Below are 24,760 nucleotides of genomic sequence, written 5' to 3'. Positions count from 1 at the left end.
TATGTTACTGATTTAATCGAGTTTTATTAAGCTTTTATTATTTTGTCATTTGACTCCATAAACTCTAAATACTGCTCTTTTGTCATCACAGGAGTAAAGTTATCTAATATCTCTTTTCCTTTCTCTGCATTATTAAATAATAGATCTACAACAGTCAATGCCATAGCCTTAGCTGGTGCTAAATATGCATACTCCTCATCTACTATTTGATACTCTCTTGTATGAAGAGCTCCTTTTACACCACCAAACATAGGATGAAGTGTTGGCATAATATGAGATACATCTCCAAAGTCAAATGATCCTGTGAAATCTCCCCCTTCAATTATATCTTCACTAGTCAATCCAATATATTCCAAGTTCTCTCTCAAAACTTTTTCCATATTATCATGTTTTAAAATTGGTAAATATCCTGGTAACTCTGTTATCTCTATCTCTGCACCTACTGCCATAGCTCCTGCTATTAAAGCTCTATTTACCTTTTTATTAGCATCAATCATACTTGATATTGTTCTTGCTCTAACATATGATTCCATTCTTACATCAGCAGGAACAACATTTACAATATCTCCACCTTTTGTGATGATAGGGTGAAATCTTACTCTATCTGCCTCTTTAAATGTTTCCCTCTGAGCATGAACATTATTTATTGCTAACATAGCGGCATTTAAAGCATTTACTCCCTCATATGGAGCTGATCCAGCATGAGCTTCCTTCCCTATAAATTTTATCTCTTTTCCAATAAATCCATTGCTTTCAGGTGCAGTTAATACTTTTCTATCTCCAGTATCTAAAACATGGAACATCATAGACATATCTACATCATCAAAAGCTCCTCTTCTAATAAGCTCCTGTTTTCCACCAAAATACTTTATATGCCCCTCTTTTTTCAATTCACTTCTATAAGCTAATTCAATAAACTCCTCAGCAGGTGTAGCCATAAAGTCTATTTTTCCATCTAGCTCTTTATATACTCCAGATTTTATAAGTCCAACTGCTGCTCCTAACATTCCAGCTATCTGTACATTGTGCCCACAAGTATGAGAAGCTCCTATTGAATTGGAATCACAGTGCTCTTTACAAGATATTCCATCTAACTCTCCTAGAATAGCTATCTTTATTCCATCTTTCTCCTCATTTATTCTTGCTCTACATCCTGTATAAGCTATCTTATCTTCAGTTTCTACATTTAATTCATTTTTAAAAAATTCTCTAACTGTTTTTGTAGTTTCAAACTCCTTATATCCAAACTCTGGATTGTGATAGATCTTTCTTCCTGCTTCGATTATTATATCTTTATTCTCTTCAATAGCTCTTATTACTCTATCTTTCAATTCCTGTTTTGTCATCTTGGCCTCCTTAAATATCTCCTGTTATTCTTAATACTGTTTGAGCTATCAATGCACAAGCAAAGAATATTGTTATAAATACTACTACTGAAATTAACACTATCTTCCAAGACATTCTCTTTAACTCATCAATCTTATTTCCTACAGAAATTCCTGCAAATGTAAGTAGTGGTGTTGTTATTGATATGAAGTCAACCTTTCCTACATACTCCATAAATTTTGCTGACATTGGATTCTGTGGCATACTTAAAATAAATCCTAAAATTGTAACCCAACCAAAAGCTGGAAATACAGATTTTGGAAACATCTCTCTTATTACTAGTGCAACTAGAGCCACCAATATTATTAAAATTATTCCAGGTACTGTATCTATCATTGGAGTTCCTAGCCCAACTCTCTGTGTTATCATTACTAATATTCCTGATATTATCAGTAATAAAGTATTTCTCTTCATTCTCTCCATATTTATTGTCATACTATTTCTCTCCCTTTCTTTTTCCTAAAACTGGCTCTAAAATTGCATAAAGCTTATTTGTTAAAGGTAAAGTTACAAATATTAAGAAGTTCACTCCTGTTATTCCTGATAACATATTACTTGTTGCTGCGTATGCTAATATTGTATCTTTCATATGAGCTGGTGCTACCTCTGTCAAAGCTGCAGCTGCTGCTGTCATCATACTACCACTTCCCACTCCACAAGCCATTCCTAATGCATATGGGTGTATTCCAGAGTAGATTGAAACCGAACCTAAAATTCCAAATACAATAGTTCCTACAACTGTCCCTATTAAATAAGTTCCCAATACACCATTTCCTTCTGGAGAATCTATTCCATACTTCTCACCTATAACTCCTAGTGAAGGCTCTCTACTTATACTTGAAGTAGCTCCAACTGCCTCTCTTTTCATTCCTAATAATAGTGCTATTGGCAATGCCACTATTGGTGATAAAATATGTCCTGTCTCCTGTGCTAAAAATGCTGGACCAGCAGCTAATATCTTTTGTAAGTTTGGTCCTGCTAGTGTTCCATATTTTACTCCTAAAATTAGAAGTACCATTCCTACCAATTCACTTGCCCATTTTATTTCTGATGAATTAACTATTTTTTTTAATACTGTAATTCTCTTCCCTAATAGATCTGGTGTTATCAGTGTTCCAATAACAACTGCATATAACATAGGAAATAAAATCACACTTACTCTCCAGACTGGGATTGATACTTTTCCTATTGTTTCTGTAATAATTACAATTATTGCTGAAATAATTGTTACTTTCCATAAAGCTCTTTCCATACTTTTCTCCTTTTATATATTAAAGTCGTGTCCTTAATAGGACTTTAATTTCATTATAAATATATCACTTTCTCTATAAATTGTCAACTTATTATTCTAAAAAAAAACTATTTTTTTATTTTTTAAACATTACTAATTTAATAAAGAATAAAAAAAGAAAAAATTATTGTCATATTTTGTGATCTTTAACAATATTTTTCCTGTTATTTCTAAAATTTAAATTTTATAACTCTTCTGGGTCTTCCAGCAGTTATGGAATTTTCTACCTGTACTATCTCAGCATAATCTTTCTCAAGTATCTTTTTTATAATTCTATTTACACTTCTTGTAGTGATGTTGAGAACTTCTGCAATTTCAATACTTGTAAAACTATTTTTCTTTTTCTTTTTTATCATACTTTTTATCTTTTCTAAATATATTGGACTTATCTCTATCTCTTCAGCCATAGTTTTTATTCTCTCATCTGAATCCCTTTTATACTCCAACTCTTTTGAATTTAATAAAGGTCCTTTAACTACTTTTCCATTGGAATAGAAGATTTTTCCCTCTTTAGTCAAACTTAATTTTAAAGCCACCCTTGCATTTCTTTCAGCTTGGAATATTGTTTTTCCCTCTCCAATTCCAACTGCTAACTCCTCATTCTGACCCTCAAACCTGCTCTTTAAAGCTAAAATCTCCTTTAAACTCTCATCTCCTTGAAGAATATCTATATTTGAGATTATCATATACTCTTTTTCATCAGAGATCTGAATATTCCCCTCTACCTTTTTACTGTACTCCAATAAACTTTTTTCTATCTCCATCTTTAATTCTAAATTATTTTTATCAAAACCAGTTTTATTGGAATTTATTTTTATTATTTGCACACCTAAACCACTGTTCTTCTCATTTAAAATTATCTTATTTAAAAGGGCTACAAAATCATTTTCAATCTCAATATTAGTTGCTTGTAATCTGTAAACAGGTATCTTTTTCTCTTTTAACTTATTATATATATAACCAAAAGCTGTAAAAATACAGTTTATCTCCTTAGATTTATACTTTTCTAAATAGTTTTCAAGGTACTCATTCTCTGTTTTATTAGGCTCATACTTTTGATAATAACTTCCCTTTAACTCTATATCAAACTCTTTTACAACTTCATTGAATATATGCTCCTCTACAATATCCCATCCCAGTCTTATATTATCCTCTATTAAACTATCTTTTTGTAACTCCCAAAAACTTTTTATCAAACCGATACTTCCACGTTTAGTATATACAACAGGTTTATTTATTTCTAACTCTTTATTATTTAATAAAGAATAGTATACACCAATACCTGTGAGATAGATTCCTTCAACTTCACTCTCTATCTCTTTTATTATTTTCAATGTATTCTCTATCTTATCCTCTTTTTTTAAAATAAACTCTATTTTTTTATATTTTTTAGATAGTATATTGTAGATCTTTTCAACAGAATCACCTGCTCCTACTATTGCTATTCTCATAATTATTCCCTCTGTGCATTCATTTTTCTTATTATATCATTTTTTTTTAGATAAAAAAAGAGAGGATATGTGTATTCCTCTCTCCAAAAATATTATTAAATCTCTCTTATATGGATATTTTGACTTCTATCTGGTCCTACTGAAACAACAGATATTGGACATCTTAAGATCTCTTCCATTCTCTTTATATATTTTTTACAGTTTTCTGGTAACTCTTCATAAGTTTTCATTTGAGATATATCCTCTTTCCATCCTGGTAACTCTTCATATATAGGTTTTGCTCTATATAATATCTCAGTTGAAGCTGGAACATAGTCATATCTCTTTCCATCTATCTCATAAGCTACACATATTTTTAATGTATCCAATCCACTCAATACATCTATCTTAGTAATTACTATATCTGTAAGTCCATTGATATCCACAGCATATTTTCCTACTACTAAGTCTAGCCAACCACATCTTCTTGGTCTTCCTGTTGTAGCTCCATACTCTCCACCGATCTGTCTTAATTTCTCTCCTAAATCATCATTTAATTCAGTTACAAAAGGTCCCTCTCCAACTCTTGTTGTATAAGCTTTCATAACTCCAATTCCCTTAGTTATTTTTCTAGGAGAAACTCCAGCTCCTGTTGTTACTCCTCCTGTTGTAGGTGATGAAGATGTAACATATGGATAAGTTCCATAGTTTATATCTAACATCATAGCTTGAGCTCCCTCAAACAATACTAATTTATCCTCATCTAAAGCTCTGTTTATTTCAGGTATTGAATCAATTATTCTATGTCTTAATCTATCTGCATAACCTGTGTAATCAGCCAAAATTTGCTCATAAGATAGTGGCTCTGCTCCATATATCTTAGTTATAATCTCATTTTTAGCCTCTAAAAATCTTTTTAATTTTTCAGCAAAAATATCCATATTTAAGAAATCTACTGCTCTAATTCCAACTCTGTTTATCTTATCTGAGTAGCAAGGTCCTATTCCTCTTTTTGTAGTTCCTATTTTATTTGAACCACTAGCTTCCTCATTTAACTCATCTATTCTTACATGATATGGCATAATTATATGTGCTCTATCACTTATGAATAGGTGATCTATCTTAGCACCTTTCTCTGCTAAAGTATCTAACTCTTTTAATAAAACTTTAGGATCAACAACAACCCCTGGCCCTATTATACACTTTCCATTTCCATGTAACATCCCAGACGGTAATAGATGTAGTATAAATTTCTCTCCATTTACAACTACAGTATGTCCAGCATTATTTCCACCTTGAAATCTTACAACATAATCAGCTCTATCTGCCAATACATCTATAATCTTTCCCTTTCCTTCATCTCCCCACTGAGTTCCTACTACTACGTATCCAGCCATTGTTACCTCCTAAGCTTATTTTATTTTTTCTATTTCAATATAATTTATATTTTTGTTGTGTTTACATAAAAACAGTTGTTCAAACTCTGTCTTTATATTATCTGCTACTTTTTCACTATTATGTAGATCAGAAGTGTGATACACTACCTTATAACCATCTAAACTATTAGCTAAATCAATTACATCTTGATAGTATTTATCGTGGTCAGTTTTAAAGTAAAACATACCACCTTTTTTCAATATCACATCTAGAGTTTTAAAGAAACTCTCCTGTACCACTCTATTTTTCTCATTCTCTTCCCAAGGATCTGGAAAGTTTACATAGATTCCATCTATCTCATTTTCTGCTACAAATTCAAGTATCTCTTCCCCTCTTCTTCTTAAGAAAAGAGCATTTGTCGATCCATCTCTCTTTACTTTATTCGCTGAAAGTACAAGTCTTTTGAATCTTAATTCAAGTCCTATATGATTTCTCTCAGGAAATTTTTTTGCCATTCCCTGTGCAAAGTTTCCACTTCCAGAACCTATCTCTAAATATATTGGATTATCATTTTTAAAAAATTCATTCCATTTTCCCTTATACGAGTCCATTATTTTCTTATCATAAATAATGTGTTCTGGATAATCCAACAATTTGAACATATATTGATTATAGTTCTTTCTTGGACTCTTAAAAAAATGACTCCACAAGTTCTCTCTTAACTCTTCCATCTGGCCTCCATTACAATTTTTCTATTTTTTCTATAATTTTATCTGCTATTTTACTGTTCTTATGAAATAACTCCTCTATCTTTTCTTGAGAATCTTTCTGATGTAGTTCAATTTTTTCTATAGCTTCTAAAAATTCATTACTGTTACTTACTTTATAACCTAAATTTAATTCTAAAATCTCCTTAGATATCTCTTTTACATTTTGAAGATATGGTCCAAATATTGGTGTCTTTCCATAAAATAGTGGCTCTAACAAACTATGCCCTCCAATATTTACCAATGTTCCTCCCACAAATGCTATATCACTTATTGAGTATATTTTTCTCAATACTCCTATCTTATCTACAATTATTACATCACTTTTTAGAGTATTTCCCTTTTCAATCTCACTATATTTACTATATGAAAATCCATACTCTCCCAGAATCTTTTCTATTTGAGGAGTTCTCTCTATATGTCTTGGGACTAGAATTAGGAGTGTATCTTTCATAGACTTAAATGTATCTAATAGTACTTCATACTCACCTGTTCTACTACTTCCAGCTGTGAATACCCTTCTCTTATCTATATTCAAAAGTTCTCTCAACTGTTCCTTTTCTATCTCATCATATTTTTGAAAAGAGATATCAAACTTTAAATTTCCTAAAGTTTCTACTCTTTCAGCCTCTGCTCCTATCTCAACTATTCTCAAACTATCCTGTTCTGTTTGCATAAAAAACCTGTCTATATTTAAAAATATAGTTTTTAAATACCCAGATAACTTTTTATATCTTTTAAAGCTTCTATCTGATATTCTTCCATTTACAACTATAACTTTAGATAGTTTCCCACATTGATTGATCAAATTCGGCCAAATCTCTGTCTCTACCAAAATTAATAAATTTAGTTTTATTTTTTTTAGAATACTCTTTAAGACCCTCTTATCATCTAATGGAAAATAGTATATATCAACTCTCTCATTTTTTCCAAACTTATCCTTTGCTACTCCTATTCCAGTATCTGTAAATAGAGTCAACAACACCCTCTCATTTCTTGTTTCCAATAGCTTTTTTATCAAGGTTTCTGATAAGTTTATCTCACCTACAGAGGAACAGTGTACCCAAATATACTCACCAGATTTTAAATTTGAAAAGTCCTGTTTTAATCTTTTTTTTAAAAACTGCCCCTTTTTCCCATTCAATAGGATTAATAGATAGATAAATGGTTGTAACAATATTCTTAAAATCTGATAGAACATCTTACTCTCCTATTTTTTCATCTATATACTTAGAAATAGCTTCAACTACTTCATCTATATTCATTGTACTACTATCTATTTCATGAGCATCTTCTGCTTTTAATAGTGGACTCTCTTTTCTTGTAGAATCTATATGATCTCTCTCTTTGATTGAAGATAGTACTGATTCATAATCAGCCTCTACCCCTTTCTCCTCATACTCCCTTAATCTTCTCTTAGCTCTCTCTTCTGGTGAAGCTACTAAGAAGATTTTTACATCTCCATTTGGGAATACTACTGTACCAATATCTCTTCCATCTAAGATTATCCTTTTTCCCTTGCTTATCTCTCTTTGTAGCTCTACAAGCTTTACTCTAACCTCTCTTATTGCAGCTACTGGAGAAACAACACCACTCACTCTAGGTGTTCTTATCTCCTCTGAAACATCTTTCCCATTTAGAAAAAATTGATTTCCTACAATATCCAATTTTGTATTTGCTAGCATAGCTTCAACTTGAGATCCATCTTCTAAATCAATACTGTTTTCCAATGCATAAAGGGCTATCATTCTATACATAGCTCCAGTATCTAAATATGTAAATCCATACTTTTTAGCTATTATCTTAGCTATTGTACTCTTTCCACTTCCAGCAGGACCATCTACTGTTACTATAAACTCTTTCATAACTCCCCCTTATTATGCTCTGATTAACATAGCTCTCCACTCTTTATCTGCTTTTATCTCTTCCACTGTAAATCCTAGAGCTTCTACCTCTCTTTTAACAAGGTCACATTTATCCTCTATAATACCAGAGAATATAATTTTTCCACTCTCTTTTACAACTTTTGATATATCATGTAATAGTATTAATAGAACATCAGCTAAAATATTTGCCACTACAACATCAAATTTCTTATCTTCTACTACTGAGATTAAATCCCCTTTGTAGACCTTAGCTTTATCCTCTCCTATCCTATTCAATTCAAGGTTTTCTTTAGCTGACTCCACTGCCAACTCATCTATATCAGTACCATATACCTCACTTGCTCCCAATCTATCAGCAGCGATCATAAGTATTCCTGATCCTGTTCCAACATCTATAACACTATCTCCTGTTTTAATATTTTCTTCCATTAACTTTAAGCAAAGAGATGTAGTTGGATGAGAACCTGTTCCAAATGCTCTCCCTGGATCTAACTCTATTATTAACTCGTCAGCTTCTGGAGTATACTCTCTCCAAGTTGGCTTCACTACAAATTTTTCACTTACCTTCTCTGGAAATAGATATTTTTTCCAACTATTTTGGTAATCCTCTTCATCATATTCATAAAAATCCACAGTATAAACTATGTCATCTCTTTCAGCAAACTTCTCTTCAAATGTTGCTAATATCGCATTTTTTCTCTTTTCTGCATATGGATTTAATGGAAAGTAAGCAGAAATAGCATGATCTACCATTAAAAACTCTTTCTCATTCTTATAAAAATCTAATGGATTCTTACTTTTCATAGGCTCTTCTATCTTTAGCCCTGTAACTCCAAATCCGTAAAATACATCTGAAATCTCTTTAGTGGCTCTATCTATATCATCACTTTCGTATATAACTTTTATCTCTACTACTTTCATTCATCTCTCCTTATAAATATGATATTTCCATAAGAGTTTTACTTATTCTCTCTATTTTTTTACATTCTCCTGTCTCTTCATCCAGCTCTATATCTATTCCACAAAGTCTCTCATTTCCCTCAGCTATCTCAAATCTTTGAGGTAATGCATTTAAAAATTTTGGTAAAACAGATTGTACTTTCATTCCTATTACCCCATTTTCTGAACCTGTCATTCCTATATCAGTTATATAACCTGTCCCTTCTGGTAATATCTTCTCATCAGCAGTCTGTATGTGTGTATGTGTTCCATATACAACTGAAGCATATCCATCTAAATGCCAACCCATAGCTATTTTTTCTGAAGTTGCCTCAGCATGAAAATCAACTATTATAAACTTTGTCTCTTTTCTAATCTCGTTTATTATCTCTCTTACCTTTTTAAATGGACAATCTATTGGAGTCATAAAAACTCTTCCCTGAATAGATACCACACCTATCTTATTCCCTTTTCTGTCCTTAACTATTGTATATCCTTTACCTGGTGTATTTTCATCAGGATAGTTCGCTGGTCTTAGCACTCTATCACTTCTATCTAAATACTCATATAGTTCCCTCTTGTCCCAGATATGATTTCCACTTGTAATTACATGACAACCCCATTCTTGTAGTTGATCAGCTATTTTGGCTGTAAGACCAAATCCTGCAGCTGCATTCTCTCCATTAACAATTACAAAATCATACTCTTTTCCTTTTTTCTCTAAAAAAGTTTTTAATGTCTCTCTTCCTGGGCTACCAACTATATCTCCCACTACTAAAATTCTCATCAATTTCCCTCTTTCTATCAATAGGCTTTTACATTAAATTATATCATGTTAAATTTTTTATGTAAAGTCATATGTAAATTAAATTTATTATGAATTTTCAACAAAAAAATGTTATTATACTTAATAATATACTATTTTAAAAGGAGAATTTATGTATCTAAATTTTTTAAATTATTTTAGAGGTTTTGCTATATTTTTAATTGTTTTAGGACATTCGTTCTATATCACTAATTTTTTTAATCTAAGTAATCCTGTAGAAAATCCATTCTTTAGGAAATTATTTTTTACTATGACAACTGGTGGAACATCACTTTTTGTCTTTATTTCTGGTTTTTTATTTCATCATATTTTTTATTCAAGAGGATTTAACTTTAAAAAATTTATGAAAAATAAGTTTAAAAATGTTTTTCTTCCATATTTAATTATAATTACTCCAATTATTTTTATTAGATTTCCCGAAACGTTAACCAATGGGCATATACAGTTTCAAGATATCATAAGACTTATACTTATGTATCTCTCTGGAGCTCTTTTAGATTCCACTTGGTATATTCCTTTTGCCTTTGTTCTCTTTATATCTTCACCACTTTTTATAAGATATATTGAATTAAAAAAGGGGCAAATTTTTATTATTATACTAGGATTATTCATTGGAATGCTCATACACAGACCTGCACATAATTTACACATCAATGTTTTTCAGGCTTTACTATACTTTACTCCTGCCTATTGTCTAGGAATATACACGTCACAAAAAAAGGAGATTTTACTTCCGTATTTAAAAAAATATAATACTCTTCTTTTTCTTGTATGGATTATTATTGGACTATTTCAAGTGTATACAAATAGATTTATGAACATGCATAAAATAAATATGTTCTCATATAATGGTATTGATTTTATGGGAGTACAAAAAATTATTGTCTGCCTATTTTTTATAGGATTTTTCTATAAGTTACAAGATTGGCATATAGGTTTTTTAGAGAAAACTCTTTCTCTCCTTGCAGACTATAGTTTCCCTATATTTTTTGTACACAACTATGCTATTTTAATAACTAGATACTTCTTAGAAAAATATAGTATCACTCTTAATTTTAGTTATTTAGGTTTAATTTTATTTACAGCTTTTATCTGTACTACATCTATGATTTTTACAAAAGTCATAAAGTTAATTTTTAAGAAAAATAGTCGTTTAATCATAGGAGGTTAACTATAAAAATTTGCATTTATCTGTTTTTTATGGTATAATATAAGAAATAATATTGTGAAGTAAACTTTAATAGTACTTGAATTGTGAGATTCTTGATGCTTTAGTAGCAAGGATTCAAACTTTTCTTTGATGAGGAAATTTTAGTTGAAAAATATCTATAGAACTGGGGTTTATTCAGGGTCTAAATGGCAATGAATTATACTATTCAAAGAATGGTATAAAGTGAATCATTTAATGGTGAAACTTAAGCACTCTAACTCTATTATCTAATTTTAGATAGTGGAGCTAGGGTGTTTTTTATTTAATATTTTTAGGAGGTATATATGAAAAAAATTAAAAAACCTATTTTTGAGATTAATAAACTCAAACATAAGACAAAAAAATTACATGAACGAAATTTTAATAAATTCGGTTTTGATTTACATCCGAGTGTTTCAGTTGTATCAGCATTATTAATGCTCATATTCATTGGAATAACTCTTCTAAATCCAAAAGCTACAAATATGTTTTTAATGGGGTTACAAGAAAAAATAACTGGAAATTTAAACTGGTTTTTTGTTCTCTCTGCCAATATTTTTCTGCTTTTTCCAATTTTCTTAATGGTAAGTAAATTTGGTGAGATTAGACTAGGTGGACCTAAAGCAAAACCAGAGTTTTCAAATTTTGCTTGGTATTCAATGTTAATCAGTGCTGGTATGGGAATAGGTCTTGTCTTCTTTGGAGTGGCTGAACCATTATTCCATGCCAATACAATATTACCACATACAAACTCTACGTCTCAGACACAAGCTCTTGCTACTTCATTCCTACATTGGGGATTACACCCTTGGGGAATATATAGTTTAATATCTTTAGCACTTGCTTTCTTTACGTACAACAGGGGATTACCACTATCTCTAAGATCTGTCTTCTACCCTGTATTAAAAGATAGAGTTTTCGGTAAGATAGGAGACATTATTGATATTACTGCTGTTGTATCTTGCCTTTTTGGACTAGCTACATCATTAGGTTATGGAGCACAACAGATTAACTCTGGACTTAACTATCTTTTCAACATTCCACAAAACACTACTGTTCAAGTTATTATTATAACTTTAATAACTTTAGTAGCTACACTATCTGTTGTATCTGGAGTTGGAAAAGGTGTAAAAATACTTTCAGAATTAAATATAAAAATAGCTGGTATATTTTTAATTGTTATGCTATTTCTTGGACCTACTCTATTTATCTTTAGAAGCTTTGGAAATAGTATTGGTTACTATCTAAATCATTTCTTTGAGCTTAGCTTTTTTAGTGAGAATGGAAATAGTTGGCAAGGATCGTGGACAATATTCTATTGGACTTGGTGGATATCTTGGTCTCCATTTGTTGGTATGTTTATTGCTAGAGTTTCAAAAGGAAGAACAATTAGAGAGTTTATCTTTGCAATCTTAATCATTCCTGTTCTATTGAGTTTTATCTGGTTCTCAACTTTTGGAGCTACTGCATTCTATCAAAATATGATTACAGGTGGTGAACTACTAGAAATGGTAAAAAGTGATACATCTACGGCACTATTTGCTATGATACAAAGTATGGATATTCCAAACGTAGTTAAAACTATCGTCTCTATTATTGGAACATTCCTTGTTATATCATTCTTTGTAACATCATCTGACTCAGGTTCATTAGTTGTTGATAATCTTACATCTGGTGGAAAATTGGAGTCACCTATTCCTCAAAGAATATTCTGGGCTCTAACAGAGGGAGCTATTGCTGTATCACTTCTTGTAAGTGGTGGTAATGAAGCTTTAAATGCCCTACAAACAGGTGTTATACTATCTGGTCTACCTTTTACTATAATTCTTTTAATTATGATGTATAGCTTGTATCTAGGACTTAAAACAGACCTACATAAACTGAAGGAATATCGTGAAGAATCTCTTATCTTCGATATTGTTACAACCCAACTTCCTTCTAACAACGATTCTTCTAGTGAAGACTATTTAAAATAGTCTTCTAAGAATCTATCAACTCCCTCTTTCCAATGAGGGATTTTTTTATTTACTATTTTTTCTATCTTGCTACTATCTAACTTTGAATATTTTGCTCTTTTGGCTGGCAAAGGAAAATCACTTGTTTTTGCCCTTTCTATCCTTCCTTGCCAACCTATTTTTTTTAGAATGTATTTTGCCTGATCATACTTAGAAGCTTCACCACTGTTGGAAAAATGATATAATCCATACTTATCAGTTTGCATCAACTCCCAAGAAAACTCTGCTAAATCTTTTGAATATGTCGGACTTGAAATCTGATCATCTACAATTTTTAAAATGTCTCTATCTTTTGACCAATTTATAACTTGCTTACAAAAATTATTATTTCCCATCCCAAAAACCCAAGAAGTTCTAATTAAAAAACTCTTTTCATATTCCAAAGTATACTTTTCTCCCTCTAATTTAGCCTTAGAATAAACTGACAACGGATTTGGAGTATCCTTCTCTGTGTATGGTATCTCCTTTTCTCCATCAAATACAAAATCTGTAGAATAGGTAACAAAGATTATACCTCTCTCTTTACAAATTTCAGCTAAATTCTTAGGAGCATAGGCATTTAATTCATAACACATTCCTACTTCCTCTTCTGCTCTATCTACATTGTTGTAAGCAGCACAATTTATAACAATGGTAAAATTATTCTCCTCTATAAATTTTTTTACCTTTTCTCTATCAGTTATATCCAACTCACTGTAATCAGTAGCTACATATCTAATTCCCAATCTATCAAATAACTTTTGAAAATCCTGTCCTAGTTGCCCATTTGCTCCTGTTAACAAAATATAATCTCCTTGATAACTTTCAGTATACTCTTTGAATGATTGATGTTTTTTATCTTTTTCTGATAGTATTACCTCTTCTATTCCATACTCTTCTAATTTCCAATCTATACTTAAATCTCTATCATTATACATTATCCCGCTATCGTATTCTGGATAATAAAACTCATCACATTTATACTCAATCTCTGTATTATCTTCTAATGTTAAGAATCCATGAGCAAAACCTTTAGGAATGTACAACATTACTCTATTCTCATCACTTAACTCTATACCAAAATACTTTCCATAAGTTTTACTGTTCTTTCTAATATCCACAACAACATCATAAATCTTCCCTTTTACTACCCTTATTAATTTTCCTTGTGAATGCTTAGTTTGAAAATGTAATCCTCTCAAGACACCTTTTTTAGATTTTGAATGATTATCTTGAACAAATTCGGCTATTATCCCCCTTTTTTTTAACTCCTTTTTATTGTATACCTCTAAAAAGAATCCCCTATTATCTTCAAATACTCTAGGTCTTACTACCTTTATTCCCTCAATATTTATATTTTCTACTATAAATTTATCCATATTAATATCTCACTTAATTTCGCTCACAAACGTTCTACTTCAAAAAATTTTTTTCTATTTGACTCTATATCAAATACTGACACTTTACATTCTAACCAAGATAATTTATCTTTTAAACTATCTTGAATACTTTTCATTATCATCTTTTTTGTTCTTGATTTTGCTTGAAACTCACCTTCTAAAAAAAGAATAACCCATATTTCTTTCTCGTCTCTTTCTATTTTGTCAAATTCCATTTTATTATAAAAATTTGCTAAATTTTCTGCTACTTCACAATTGTTTTTTCTAGTTTTTGCTCCTAATATGCAAGACAATGTACTCTCTACTTTTTTAGATATCTCTACATCAAAAGATTCTAATTGAGGGTTATTATTAATTGTTCTTTTAATATTGTCTTTTTCATAACCATAGCAATCTTTGACTTCTAAGAAAATTATATTTTTATCATCACTAGCTAAAAAGTCAACTCCTTTTCCTCTAGGAAGTTTAGAATAGTATCTTCGATAAAAAGGATCTTCATCAAATTTTATTATTTGATATTTTTCTTCAAAAATAAACTTTAACTTTCCTTCATTCATCTCCATATATTAAGTCTTGCTCCCTTCTATAAAATTCATCAAATTCTTGTAATATAGAATTGTGTGTCAAATTAGAAGTCTCACTAGCTATCTCTGCTTTTATCTTATTATTTTCATCACTATATAATGAAATAAATCTTATATCTAAATTGTTTTTATTAATATTTGAATATGAAGCTAATAAATTGAAAGTTTGTTGTATAAAATAATCATGTGTTGTAATAAAGACTTGTACTCCCATTTTTGCTAATTCCACTATTGCATCAACTATTGCTTTTGCCATTTTAGGATTCATATTTGTTTCTGGTTCATCCCAAAATAAAATTGAATTTTTATTTAAACTTCCACTTGAAATAAGATACAAAATTGTAGCCAATTTTCTGTATCCTTCAGAAACTAATCCCATCTCAAATTCGCCCTTACCCTTAACTTTTAAATAAAATTTTCTATCTTTCTGAATTATATTCCCATTTATTATTCCTTCAAAATTTTTTAAAACACTAGCTTGCTCTGTAGTATTTGCCCCTTTTTTTAAAGGTCTATCTAATAATTTTGTCAAATCATAATAAGTCTCTTCAAAATCTAAATGATATTCTTCATATAACGTTTGAAAATGTTCTGTAGCTGATATCATCTCTTTTGGTGGTAAATATATTGGATCAAATTTATCTATTTTCTCCTTTAAATTTATTTCTAAATTCAAATGTTTTTCTTTTCTATTTCCAAATGATATATTTAATTTCTCATTTTTAGAATTTCTCTTTCCGTTAGAGTATATTATCTCTATATCAGCAGTATTACTTCCCTGCTTTCTACTAACTAATCTTCCAATTTTCATATCTTCAGGTCTAAATACACCTTGAAGCTTTTTTAAAATTCCTTCAGATATTTTTTCTTTTCCTATTTCTCCTTGAAGATTTGAAAGAGGTTTCATCCCAGCATACATAATTTTTAGTAACGATGTCTTCCCTGTACTATTTTCTCCACAAATTATATTAATATTTGATGACCAATCAAATTCTATATCTTCAAAAAGCATAAATTCCTTTAATTTTAAAGATAATATTTTCATTTGATTCACTCCTCTCTTTAAGTCCAATTTAATTTTCTATATTATAACACAAAATAAAAAAATCTCCTAAACCATATAGATTAGGAAATTTTTTTACTTCAACTATTAAGCTTTAAGATTTAGTGAAAATACTATCTAAGTAAAATTAGCTATATCTTTTGCATATTTATATAATAATATATTTTTCTATATATTTTACTTTTTATGAAATATTTTTCTTTAAAGTTTCTTATCAAAACACTCATAATAATCAACTCTACTTTTTTCTAATTCCGAACTATTTATAAAGCTCTTAAGATATATTTTTCTATTTTTAGGTTTTCCATCTTTAACATTTATTTTAATAATTGATTTTTTAGCTTTATTTATAAATTCTCCTTTAAATTTTTTAGTTTCATAATTTTGATAATTTATTTTTCTTCCTTTCATTTCTTGAGAAGAAGAACAACTTTTAAAAATGATCATACCCTCATATATATTTCTAGGAAATTCTAACTTAGATTCTTCTTTATTATCACTTAATCTACTTCTAAAATAAAATAATTTCAAAATCTCCATATTTAAAGCTTTCATAAAAATATGTTTTTTTAATATTCCTTCTACATATTCGGATTTTAATTCAATATAGAATATATATAAATTTTCATTATCATTTTTTTCTTGTACAAAAAGTATTGCATCACTTGAATTATGGAGTGTCCTTGTATATATAGGTAATATGTTCAGTGATCCATTTAAGTTATTTTCATCTAAAGTAAAAGCTAATACTCTATACTCATCATTTTTATATAAAATTGGAAGTTCCTTTAATTCTGCTCCATCATCAGATTCAATTATATTAATTATTGTATAGCTATCTATTTTTCCTTTATTTTCTTTTATTTTTATCTTTTCTGATAACCAGCTGTCTAAATATTCTAACAACTCCATAATTATCAATCCTCAATCGATGAATAAATATCATCACTTAGATTATTTAAATTATCTATTGTTTCATTAAAACTCTCAACCTCTAGTCCATATTCTCCTTTATTCATCTCTTCTATCTTATGATTATTTACTAAATACGCTGAAATATCTTTTGCTTTTATAATACTATTTTTTACTATTCCATTATTATTCATAATTCTTTCTTTATCAATATCAGATACCTTATTTAACATAATTAAGTTATTCAATTCATTAATTATATATGGACTATGAGTAGTCATTACTATATTTATACCATAATTTATCATCCTTGCAAAAATTCTTGCTATTTTTCTTTGATTTTCTGGATGTAAATTTAATTCTGGTTCATCAATTAAAAAATAATCTCCTTTAACAGCATAATATTTTAAATAATTTATTATTCCAATTACTGTCTTTACTAATGATGAACTAGTATACAGTTCTAATTCTTTTCCATCTTTTGTTGTGTATATGATTTTTTTATGATCTTTAACCTTATATTCCCCATAAAGAAGATCTTTTTCTATACTCTTAGCCAATTGAACGACTTTATTATCTTGTTTTATTCTTCTTTCCATCATTTTTGGTATTTGATTTAAAAAATTTATATAGTCATTAATTGGCTTCGGATATCTTGAAACTATTTCTTTTAAAATTTTTTCATCTCTATTCTCTCTAATAAATGAATCTAAAATATTATTTCTTCTTATTAGCAATTCATTATAAAAAATTGCAAGTCCACTTCTTTCTGCCGGAAATGAATATACTCTTTTTAAATTAAAAATTATTACTATTATATAATCTGTAATAATCCTATTAATTTCCTCTATTTCACTTGATTGATTTCCAAGAATATCAAAATCTAAATCAAAAATTTCTCCAATTTCATTTTTGAACTCTTCATCAAATCTTACTTTAATATTAACTTCATCTTTTTCAATTATCCCATAATGATTTCCTACTAAAAAAAATTTTTTAGTATAAGCTTTTCTATTTAGTTTTATTGATTCATATTCAAATTTTATTTTAAAATCTTTAAAAAAATCTTTTGATACTGAAAAAACTATAGGTAATCTTTCTATTATTTTTTCTTCTATGTTTAACAATATTTCTTTTAAATAATTTTCTTTGAATAGAACCTCTTCCAAACTTATTTTAATTTCTTTTTTTTCTTTTGGGAATTCTTTTATAAAGTCTTTGCTTCTTTTAAAACTTAAGCTATTAATTGTAGTAAGAATAGTATATATCAAATAATTTATATAAGTTTTTCCTTCATTATTTTTTCCACAAAAAATATTTAATTTATTGAGTTCTATCTCTCCTTTTTCTACAGGACCTAAATTTTCAAATATTATTTTCATACTATCACTCACTTTCTTTATTTCTATATCTCTAAATGTTCTATTTGATATCCCACAATATAATTCAAAATTTATATTTTTATAAAATTTGATAATACTAGTAATATAACTCTAACTATTTTAATAATTTTATCCATATTATTATATATAATCTCAAAACCTTTCTTTTCATTTTTTAAATTTTCTATTTTTTAATAAATCCTCCTTAAATTTGAATAAATTTCTAAAATATTTGTTTATTTTTCATTTGCTAATTCAACTAAATATTTTCCATAATCAATTTTTAATAGTGGCTCTGATAACTTCAACAACTTCTCCTTATCTATCCAACCATTCCTATATGCAATCTCTTCTATGCTCCCTATCAATATTCCCTGTTGCTTCTCAATAGTTTGTATAAAATTACTAGCTTCTAAAAGTCCATCAAAAGTTCCTGCATCTAACCATACCATTCCTCTTCCTAAGTCATTAGAAAAAAGTTTATTCTCTTTTAGATATTGATTTAAAATGGATACTATTTCTAATTCTCCTCTAGCTGACTTCTCTATAGATTTTGCTTTTTCTACAACACTATTATCAAGTACATATAATCCAGGTACAATATAATTGGATTTTGGTATCTCTGGTTTCTCTTCTAAAGATATGATTCTATCTCCTTCAAACTCTATTACACCAAAATTTTCTGGCTTTTTACTGTAAATAGGAAAAATCATTGCACCACTCTCTAATGACAAACTATTTTTTAGCTTCCCAGTAAATCCATTCCCATAAAAAATATTATCTCCCAATATGAGCATACAACTATCTTTTTCTAAAAATTCTTCTCCTAATATAAAAGCTTCTCCTATTCCTTGTGGCTCTTCTTGTATTTTATAAGTTAAATTTAACCCTAGATTGTGACCATCTCCTAATAGCTCTCTATATAGTTTTTGATTCTCTTTATCAGAAATAAATAAAATATCTTGTATCCCTGCCAACATTAAAACAGAAAGTGAATAATATATCATTGGTTTATTATACACAGGTAATAACTGTTTTGATATTGTTTTAGTTAATGGATATAGTCTTGTTCCTCTTCCCCCTGATAATATTATCCCTTTCATACTTTATTTTCCTTTCTTACTATATTTTTATATCTCCAAATTTATCATATAATGCTTTATAGTCTTTAGTTCCTATAAATTCTACAACATATTTATTTTTAAAATTTAATGCTGCTGTTGAAAAAAGAGTTATTACTTTTTTAAATTCCATATTTAACAACATAAATATCTCTATTGGAAATTCTTTTTCTATTATTACTACTTCAATATTCTGGAATGCCTTAGTATAATCTGTTTTCTCTCTTGGATGTGGTTTAATATATATTTTCTTTATATCTCTTCCTTTTAAAAGATTACTATATATATCTATTTTTTCCTCTTCTGATATAATATTATCTTCTGACAAAGGCTGAGTTATTAATAGTATTTTTTCTTTTTCATTTTTTAAATTTTCTAGCTTTTCTAAATTTATATCAAAGATATCTAAAATTTCTTTCTTTTTTTCTATTGAAAGTAAATTCCATTTTGTTTCTATATCTATTATTTCTACTTTATCTTTTATTACTTCTGGAATGAATAAAGTTCCCGTCAAATAGATTTTTTTTATTTTGTCTGATAAACCAAATCTCTTATATTTTTGAGGAATTTTTTCAATACAAACCCTTCTAAAAAAACTATTTATTTTTAATTTTTCTTTCTTATTTAATTCCTCTTCTAATATTTTAATATCATAATTTAGAGTTCCATCCTCTAATAAAATCATCGGATAATTATAATTATTAAATAAGTATTGAGAATGACTTAAATGATCCTGTAAATAAATTTCATCTATATGTTTTATTTTTTTTAATATTTCATCAAATTCTTTATTTTGCTTATAATGCTTCCAATATTTTCCATATTTAGTTTTATATTCTATTTTTGAAAATTGATAAGTATTTCTGAACTTTTCCACTATATTTTTTGAAATACTCATATCAAAAATATATAAATTATTAGCTGTATCTCCATCTAATAATAGACCTAAAAACAAGCTATACACTGTATCAACATAAAATATTTTCACAACAATTTTTTATCCTTCCCAGTCTATTTTATTTTTTAATTTATAATTTATTTGTCTTTTTATTAATCTTTTTATAACTCTAAAGGAATAAATACCATTTATCCAATAAAATTTATCAAAAAAATTTATAGAAACTAAATTTTTAGATAATAACAACTTTTGTATATCTTTAATTATAACTTTTCTTTCAATTTTAGTTAAAGAGTTCTCAATTAAAAATTGTTTGAATAAATTTTCAATTTCTCTGAACTCTTCCTTAGGGACTATAATTCTTTCATATCTTTTTTTTCTATATCCTATTATATTTTTTCTTAATAATGATCGCATTTTTGTAAATTTATCTAATCTATTATTAAAAGAAAATTCAAAAAAACTTTTTTCTATTTTCTCCAGAGAAGTAATTATTCTAGGATAATTTGGTTTATATGTTATACTTCCTTCTCTTGAAGTTCTATAATAAAACCTATAACTTTCCACATATTTTACTTTATCTGCCAACATTAAAGTTTTAAATGAAAACTCTTCATCTTCGTGGATAATTCCTTCTTTAAAAAACAATTCATTTTTTATTAAAAACTCTCTTTTATATAATCTATTCCATACTAATACTTCAGCATCATTATAAAAAAAATATTTTCCTTCTTTTGTTGTTAATTTATCTGGGAATTTATATGTTTTTTTTCTTTCTTTTCCTGTTATATCATTATAGTAAATATAGTTGGTAAATATAATATCTTCTTCTTTATTATCTTTATATAATATTTCTAAAATATCTTCCTCTGCCCAATCGTCGCTATCTATAAAATAAATATATTTCCCTTTAGCTTCTTTTATTCCTACATTTCTTGCACTAGATAATCCACCATTTTCTTTTTCTATTACTTTTATTCTTTTATCATCCATATACTCTTTTACAATTTTTATCGAATTGTCTTTAGTTCCATCATTTATAACTAAAATTTCAATATTTAAAAATGTTTGTTTCAGTATACTTTCTAAACATTTCCTTATGTATTTCTCAACATTATAAACTGGAATTATCACACTTATATCCATAATTTTCTCCTTAAATATCAATCTAAATAAACCTGTTCTAACATATTTTCAACTTTTTTTATTATCACCTCATCTGAAAATCTTTCTATACTCTCTTTTTCTAAAATATTTTTTTCTATTTCTTTATATTTTTCCAAATTTTTTGACAAGAGATCTTCTAACATAGTTCCAAGTGTTAAATAATCTCCTACTGGGAATAATAAACCATACTTTCCATCCATTAAAATTTCTCTTGGTCCTGTTTTACAATCACTCGATACTATTATTTTTCCTAATATCAATCCTTCTATTAATACAGTAGGAAGTCCCTCGTAATTAGAAGAATGAACTAAAATTTTTGCCTTTTTTATCCAAGGATACGGATTTTTATCTGCCCCTAATAAAGTTATCTTTTCATCTAATTTCCTAAATTTTATTTCATTTTCAATAATATTTCTATCTTTCCCTTCTCCTAAAATAAATAATTTTACTGGATCTTTTGTTAAAGTTGTATAATATTTATATGCTTTTATTAATGTTAAAAAGTCCTTTTGTTTACTATCTAACCTTGAAACCATTAAAATATATTCTTCTGTCAATTTTTCCTTTTCTATATTTGATTTCATTTTTATATTTTTAATATCAAATGGATTATATATTGTTTCAATATTTCTTTCATTTATTTTTGGAAATATATTCTTTAATTCTTTTGACATCTCATTACAAATACAAACTATTTTCTGCATTTTTTGAAAATTTTTTTCAACTATATTTTTTTCTTTTTTTAAATTATAAATATCTTCAATATTACCATGGATCCAACAAATTTTTTTCTTTTTTGAAAGTTTTTTTAAATATTTAAAATATTTTCCATCTTTAAAATCAATTATTATATCTCTGTCTTTTGAAAAAGAATAATAATTTTTTTTCATTAAATATCTATTATATTTTTTATAAATTTCTCTTAACAATTTTCTTTTAATTATATTTTTATTTTTAAGCTCTACTATTTTTTGTTCTATCTTTAAAGATTGCATATATTTATATTTTATTTCTTTTGGAATTTCTTCTTCAAAATATTTATCCTTCTCACTATGAAATGCTATTTTTATATCAAATTTATTCAAATTTATTTTTTTTATATATTCTAATAATACTCTTTCAACTCCACCCAATCCAATTCCACTTGTCAAAAAAATTATTTTTATTTTTTTATCACTTGCTATTTGTTTCTTCATAAATAACTCCTACTAAAATTAACGAAATTAATAACCATAATAACATAGGATTCCAACTATGTCTCCATAGTGGCCAAACTAAACCATATGTAGCAAATACTATTAAGCTACCTAGCAAAGATAATCTATACTGATAGTTTTTATTTTTTAATAATATATATGGTAAGATTAATAAAATAAAACTAAATTGAACAAAACTAAATATTCCACTATCAGTCATTAAATTTAAATACATACTATGTGCATCATCAAAACCATTTTCAAATGTTTCTTTATATATTTTTTGTGTTTCTGTCTCCTCAGGCATATTTTTTACATACTCTGCAAATAAATCATATCCTTGTTTTGTTCCACTTCCCATAATTGGACGCTGTTTAAATCTCCATATTGCATTTTTCCACATTTCAACTCTCAATCCATTTGACATATTGTCAGTAGTTACTTTTACATTAAATGTATTTTCTTTAAATCTTCTAGCTTGTGGCATTTGTAAAAAACAAAATAAAATTAATACTCCTCCTAGCATAGTTATTAAAATTATCTTTAAGTTTTTAGAAATCACAATCATTCCAATAATAGCAATTATAATCGCTAACAATGCTGCTCTTGTTTGAGTTAGCATCAATAAAAATATTGTACCACACAATACTAATGTGCTTATAGCTTTATATTTATAATTTTTATTTTCGATAATTTGACCTATAGAAAAAGCTCCTACAGCTGGAACTAAAAGAGCTACATCCATAACTCCTTCAAAAACATCTAACCTATAATAACTCAATGATCTGTGAGTTATGTAGAAATTAATTCCTTGAATAAATAATATTCCATAACTTACTAACAGAGAAATTAAAAAATTTCTTAAAATTTCTTTTTTATACTTTACTAAAGAATATAGATAAAATACTAAAATAAAATATCTATTTATCTTAAAATAGGCTCTTGCTGCTTTATAATTAAAATCTGCACAAAAATTCCAAATTGTTCCACCCAATACTAAAAATAATATAAATTTTTTTAATTTTTCATTACCACAATCTAATTTTTCTTTAAAATAAAAAATATCTATCATAAGAAATAGTAGCATAAGATACAATAATCCTTTAGCTATGTCAAAATTTGTAAAAAAACTTATTCCAAATAAATATAATACTATCTCTTCTAATTTTAAATATTTTTCTCTATTTATATTAATCATATTTTCCACCCTTTTTTTCTTAATTGCTTTTTTTTCTCTCTAATACATTCTACTAATTTTAACTTTTTTATTTTTCTAAAAAATTTGGCTAATAAATATCCTCGTTTCTCCTTTATTTCTGGATAATACTCATCTATTTCTGTTTTTAATTCTAATACTAATAAATCTTCTTTTAGTATTAAAATATCATTTGATCTTTTAAACCATAATTTTTTTTCTTTTTTCATTTGAGTATCTACTATTCTCAAACCAGTTTCTGTTCTTAAAAAATTAGAAGTATTAAGATCCCCATGATATCTTCCTAAATTATGAAATTTTTTAGTTACTTCAATTACTTCAATAATATCTTTAGTATTTTTTAAAATTTTACCTTCAATGTATTCCATAAGAATAAAGCTCTTTTCAATCATTTTCCCTCTTTTTACTAATGCTATCAATGGTTTAACCAATTCTATTAAGCCTTCATCTATAGCTTCTAATCCATTTATTAATGTAGTTAGTGCTTCACCTTTTTTTACTAACGTTTGAATTTTTCTTTGAGGAATAATTATTTCTGAACGTAATTCTTTTAAAATATATTTTATATTGTTTATCTTTATTATAGCTACATAATTTCTTTTAGTATCCTTTAAAGTTTGAATAACTTCAAAATTTTTATCCACTATATTTTTTCCGATTCTTTCCATTGAAACTCTATCTTTTTCTGAATAGTAGAGTTTCCACTCTTTATATTCTACCTCTTTTATTTTCATAA

General features: G+C 27.6%; 23 protein-coding genes. 2 read left to right on the top strand and 21 right to left on the bottom strand.

All coding sequences use genetic code 11. The features are described 5' to 3' along the window. Nucleotides 1–26: 26 nt before the first annotated feature. From ABNK64_RS02995 to ABNK64_RS02950, 10 genes are all read right to left on the bottom strand, one after another. Nucleotides 27–1,346: a M20 family metallopeptidase gene (locus ABNK64_RS02995; RefSeq protein WP_291255789.1), complete on the bottom strand. Its 1,320-nt coding sequence runs from the start codon at nucleotides 1,344–1,346 to the stop codon at nucleotides 27–29. Nucleotides 1,347–1,356: 10 nt separating this feature from the next. Beyond that, entirely contained in the window at nucleotides 1,357–1,821 is a 465-nt protein-coding gene (locus tag ABNK64_RS02990) for a hypothetical protein (protein WP_291255788.1), read from the bottom strand. A 1-nt stretch (nucleotide 1,822) separates the two neighbouring features. Beyond that, a complete protein-coding gene (locus ABNK64_RS02985; protein WP_291255787.1) occupies nucleotides 1,823–2,638 on the bottom strand; it encodes a DUF3100 domain-containing protein in 816 nt (271 codons plus the stop codon). A gap of 209 nt (nucleotides 2,639–2,847) precedes the next feature. Further along, nucleotides 2,848–4,128 (bottom strand): hypothetical protein, encoded by a 1,281-nt coding sequence (locus ABNK64_RS02980; protein WP_349763417.1) that lies wholly within the window; start codon nucleotides 4,126–4,128, stop codon nucleotides 2,848–2,850. Between the two features lie 95 nt (nucleotides 4,129–4,223). Next, the gene (locus ABNK64_RS02975) at nucleotides 4,224–5,504 is read right to left on the bottom strand and encodes an adenylosuccinate synthase (RefSeq protein WP_291255785.1); all 1,281 of its coding nucleotides are present in this window, start codon (nucleotides 5,502–5,504) and stop codon (nucleotides 4,224–4,226) included. Between the two features lie 15 nt (nucleotides 5,505–5,519). Further along, nucleotides 5,520–6,215 (bottom strand): tRNA (guanosine(46)-N7)-methyltransferase TrmB, encoded by a 696-nt coding sequence (gene trmB / locus ABNK64_RS02970; protein WP_300343632.1) that lies wholly within the window; start codon nucleotides 6,213–6,215, stop codon nucleotides 5,520–5,522. Nucleotides 6,216–6,225: 10 nt separating this feature from the next. Then, nucleotides 6,226–7,452 carry a 3-deoxy-D-manno-octulosonic acid transferase gene (locus ABNK64_RS02965; RefSeq protein WP_349763416.1) on the bottom strand — a complete coding sequence of 409 codons (1,227 nt, stop codon included), beginning with the start codon at nucleotides 7,450–7,452 and terminating at the stop codon, nucleotides 6,226–6,228. A 1-nt stretch (nucleotide 7,453) separates the two neighbouring features. Further along, nucleotides 7,454–8,116, bottom strand: a complete 663-nt coding sequence (cmk, locus tag ABNK64_RS02960) for a (d)CMP kinase (RefSeq protein ID WP_349763415.1) — start codon at nucleotides 8,114–8,116, stop codon at nucleotides 7,454–7,456. A gap of 12 nt (nucleotides 8,117–8,128) precedes the next feature. Beyond that, nucleotides 8,129–9,058, bottom strand: a complete 930-nt coding sequence (gene prmA / locus ABNK64_RS02955) for a 50S ribosomal protein L11 methyltransferase (RefSeq protein ID WP_291255781.1) — start codon at nucleotides 9,056–9,058, stop codon at nucleotides 8,129–8,131. 10 nt (nucleotides 9,059–9,068) lie between these two features. Continuing rightward, the gene (locus ABNK64_RS02950; protein ID WP_291255780.1) at nucleotides 9,069–9,863 is read right to left on the bottom strand and encodes a TIGR00282 family metallophosphoesterase; all 795 of its coding nucleotides are present in this window, start codon (nucleotides 9,861–9,863) and stop codon (nucleotides 9,069–9,071) included. 151 nt (nucleotides 9,864–10,014) lie between these two features. Between ABNK64_RS02950 and ABNK64_RS02945 the strand changes: the two genes are divergently transcribed. Together ABNK64_RS02945 and ABNK64_RS02940 are read left to right on the top strand one after the other, a co-directional pair. Beyond that, nucleotides 10,015–11,073 (top strand): acyltransferase family protein, encoded by a 1,059-nt coding sequence (locus tag ABNK64_RS02945; RefSeq protein ID WP_291255779.1) that lies wholly within the window; start codon nucleotides 10,015–10,017, stop codon nucleotides 11,071–11,073. Between the two features lie 323 nt (nucleotides 11,074–11,396). Further along, on the top strand, nucleotides 11,397–13,067 hold the full coding sequence (locus ABNK64_RS02940) for a BCCT family transporter (RefSeq protein WP_349763414.1): 1,671 nt from the start codon (nucleotides 11,397–11,399) through the stop codon (nucleotides 13,065–13,067). On the opposite strand, the gene rfbD is transcribed toward ABNK64_RS02940, so the two are convergent. The 11 genes from rfbD to ABNK64_RS02885 form a co-directional block, all read right to left on the bottom strand. Further along, on the bottom strand, nucleotides 13,055–14,464 hold the full coding sequence (gene rfbD / locus ABNK64_RS02935; RefSeq protein ID WP_349763413.1) for a dTDP-4-dehydrorhamnose reductase: 1,410 nt from the start codon (nucleotides 14,462–14,464) through the stop codon (nucleotides 13,055–13,057). The two genes, ABNK64_RS02940 and rfbD, sit on opposite strands and share 13 nt — an antisense overlap. Before the next feature lie 23 nt (nucleotides 14,465–14,487). Next, entirely contained in the window at nucleotides 14,488–15,048 is a 561-nt protein-coding gene (locus tag ABNK64_RS02930; protein WP_349763412.1) for a DUF6661 family protein, read from the bottom strand. Next, nucleotides 15,035–16,114 carry an AAA family ATPase gene (locus ABNK64_RS02925; protein WP_349763411.1) on the bottom strand — a complete coding sequence of 360 codons (1,080 nt, stop codon included), beginning with the start codon at nucleotides 16,112–16,114 and terminating at the stop codon, nucleotides 15,035–15,037. The genes ABNK64_RS02930 and ABNK64_RS02925 overlap by 14 nt, the downstream gene beginning before the upstream one ends. Before the next feature lie 219 nt (nucleotides 16,115–16,333). Beyond that, nucleotides 16,334–17,044 (bottom strand): hypothetical protein, encoded by a 711-nt coding sequence (locus ABNK64_RS02920; protein ID WP_349763410.1) that lies wholly within the window; start codon nucleotides 17,042–17,044, stop codon nucleotides 16,334–16,336. 5 nt (nucleotides 17,045–17,049) lie between these two features. Next, nucleotides 17,050–18,426: an AAA family ATPase gene (locus ABNK64_RS02915; protein ID WP_349763409.1), complete on the bottom strand. Its 1,377-nt coding sequence runs from the start codon at nucleotides 18,424–18,426 to the stop codon at nucleotides 17,050–17,052. A 236-nt stretch (nucleotides 18,427–18,662) separates the two neighbouring features. Then, the gene (rfbA, locus tag ABNK64_RS02910; protein ID WP_349763408.1) at nucleotides 18,663–19,529 is read right to left on the bottom strand and encodes a glucose-1-phosphate thymidylyltransferase RfbA; all 867 of its coding nucleotides are present in this window, start codon (nucleotides 19,527–19,529) and stop codon (nucleotides 18,663–18,665) included. A gap of 19 nt (nucleotides 19,530–19,548) precedes the next feature. Beyond that, on the bottom strand, nucleotides 19,549–20,535 hold the full coding sequence (locus ABNK64_RS02905; protein ID WP_349763407.1) for a glycosyltransferase family 52: 987 nt from the start codon (nucleotides 20,533–20,535) through the stop codon (nucleotides 19,549–19,551). A 9-nt stretch (nucleotides 20,536–20,544) separates the two neighbouring features. After that, entirely contained in the window at nucleotides 20,545–21,591 is a 1,047-nt protein-coding gene (locus ABNK64_RS02900) for a glycosyltransferase family 2 protein (RefSeq protein WP_349763406.1), read from the bottom strand. A gap of 17 nt (nucleotides 21,592–21,608) precedes the next feature. Further along, nucleotides 21,609–22,808: a glycosyltransferase gene (locus ABNK64_RS02895; protein ID WP_349763405.1), complete on the bottom strand. Its 1,200-nt coding sequence runs from the start codon at nucleotides 22,806–22,808 to the stop codon at nucleotides 21,609–21,611. Beyond that, a complete protein-coding gene (locus tag ABNK64_RS02890) occupies nucleotides 22,786–24,006 on the bottom strand; it encodes an O-antigen ligase family protein (protein WP_349763404.1) in 1,221 nt (406 codons plus the stop codon). Before ABNK64_RS02890 ends, ABNK64_RS02895 begins: the two co-directional genes overlap by 23 nt. Next, nucleotides 24,003–24,758, bottom strand: coding sequence for a lipopolysaccharide core heptose(II) kinase RfaY (locus tag ABNK64_RS02885; RefSeq protein WP_349763403.1), 756 nt, complete (start codon nucleotides 24,756–24,758; stop codon nucleotides 24,003–24,005). The genes ABNK64_RS02890 and ABNK64_RS02885 overlap by 4 nt, the downstream gene beginning before the upstream one ends. Between the last annotated feature and the right edge of the window lie 2 nt (nucleotides 24,759–24,760).

Source organism: Fusobacterium sp. SYSU M8D902, from assembly GCF_040199715.1.
GTDB lineage: Bacteria > Fusobacteriota > Fusobacteriia > Fusobacteriales > Fusobacteriaceae > Fusobacterium_A.
The sequence above is the reverse complement of the archived record's forward strand: the minus strand, read 5'-3'. Positions and strand labels throughout refer to the sequence as shown.

Bases quoted from the DNA above. Each gene is read 5' to 3' on its own strand.
- ABNK64_RS02995 (WP_291255789.1), bottom strand. From the start codon at position 1,346: ATGACAAAACAGGAATTGAAAGATAGAGTAATAAGAGCTATTGAAGAG.
- ABNK64_RS02985 (WP_291255787.1), bottom strand. From the start codon at position 2,638: ATGGAAAGAGCTTTATGGAAAGTAACAATTATTTCAGCAATAATTGTA.
- ABNK64_RS02885 (WP_349763403.1), bottom strand. From the start codon at position 24,758: ATGAAAATAAAAGAGGTAGAATATAAAGAGTGGAAACTCTACTATTCA.
- ABNK64_RS02925 (WP_349763411.1), bottom strand. From the start codon at position 16,114: ATGAAAATATTATCTTTAAAATTAAAGGAATTTATGCTTTTTGAAGAT.
- rfbD (WP_349763413.1), bottom strand. From the start codon at position 14,464: ATGGATAAATTTATAGTAGAAAATATAAATATTGAGGGAATAAAGGTA.
- ABNK64_RS02900 (WP_349763406.1), bottom strand. From the start codon at position 21,591: ATGGATATAAGTGTGATAATTCCAGTTTATAATGTTGAGAAATACATA.
- prmA (WP_291255781.1), bottom strand. From the start codon at position 9,058: ATGAAAGTAGTAGAGATAAAAGTTATATACGAAAGTGATGATATAGAT.
- ABNK64_RS02975 (WP_291255785.1), bottom strand. From the start codon at position 5,504: ATGGCTGGATACGTAGTAGTAGGAACTCAGTGGGGAGATGAAGGAAAG.
- trmB (WP_300343632.1), bottom strand. From the start codon at position 6,215: ATGGAAGAGTTAAGAGAGAACTTGTGGAGTCATTTTTTTAAGAGTCCA.
- ABNK64_RS02930 (WP_349763412.1), bottom strand. From the start codon at position 15,048: ATGGAGATGAATGAAGGAAAGTTAAAGTTTATTTTTGAAGAAAAATAT.
- ABNK64_RS02915 (WP_349763409.1), bottom strand. From the start codon at position 18,426: ATGAAAATAATATTTGAAAATTTAGGTCCTGTAGAAAAAGGAGAGATA.
- ABNK64_RS02890 (WP_349763404.1), bottom strand. From the start codon at position 24,006: ATGATTAATATAAATAGAGAAAAATATTTAAAATTAGAAGAGATAGTA.
- cmk (WP_349763415.1), bottom strand. From the start codon at position 8,116: ATGAAAGAGTTTATAGTAACAGTAGATGGTCCTGCTGGAAGTGGAAAG.
- ABNK64_RS02920 (WP_349763410.1), bottom strand. From the start codon at position 17,044: ATGGAGTTGTTAGAATATTTAGACAGCTGGTTATCAGAAAAGATAAAA.
- ABNK64_RS02965 (WP_349763416.1), bottom strand. From the start codon at position 7,452: ATGTTCTATCAGATTTTAAGAATATTGTTACAACCATTTATCTATCTA.
- rfbA (WP_349763408.1), bottom strand. From the start codon at position 19,529: ATGAAAGGGATAATATTATCAGGGGGAAGAGGAACAAGACTATATCCA.
- ABNK64_RS02940 (WP_349763414.1), top strand. From the start codon at position 11,397: ATGAAAAAAATTAAAAAACCTATTTTTGAGATTAATAAACTCAAACAT.
- ABNK64_RS02895 (WP_349763405.1), bottom strand. From the start codon at position 22,808: ATGAAGAAACAAATAGCAAGTGATAAAAAAATAAAAATAATTTTTTTG.
- ABNK64_RS02990 (WP_291255788.1), bottom strand. From the start codon at position 1,821: ATGACAATAAATATGGAGAGAATGAAGAGAAATACTTTATTACTGATA.
- ABNK64_RS02980 (WP_349763417.1), bottom strand. From the start codon at position 4,128: ATGAGAATAGCAATAGTAGGAGCAGGTGATTCTGTTGAAAAGATCTAC.
- ABNK64_RS02950 (WP_291255780.1), bottom strand. From the start codon at position 9,863: ATGAGAATTTTAGTAGTGGGAGATATAGTTGGTAGCCCAGGAAGAGAG.
- ABNK64_RS02945 (WP_291255779.1), top strand. From the start codon at position 10,015: ATGTATCTAAATTTTTTAAATTATTTTAGAGGTTTTGCTATATTTTTA.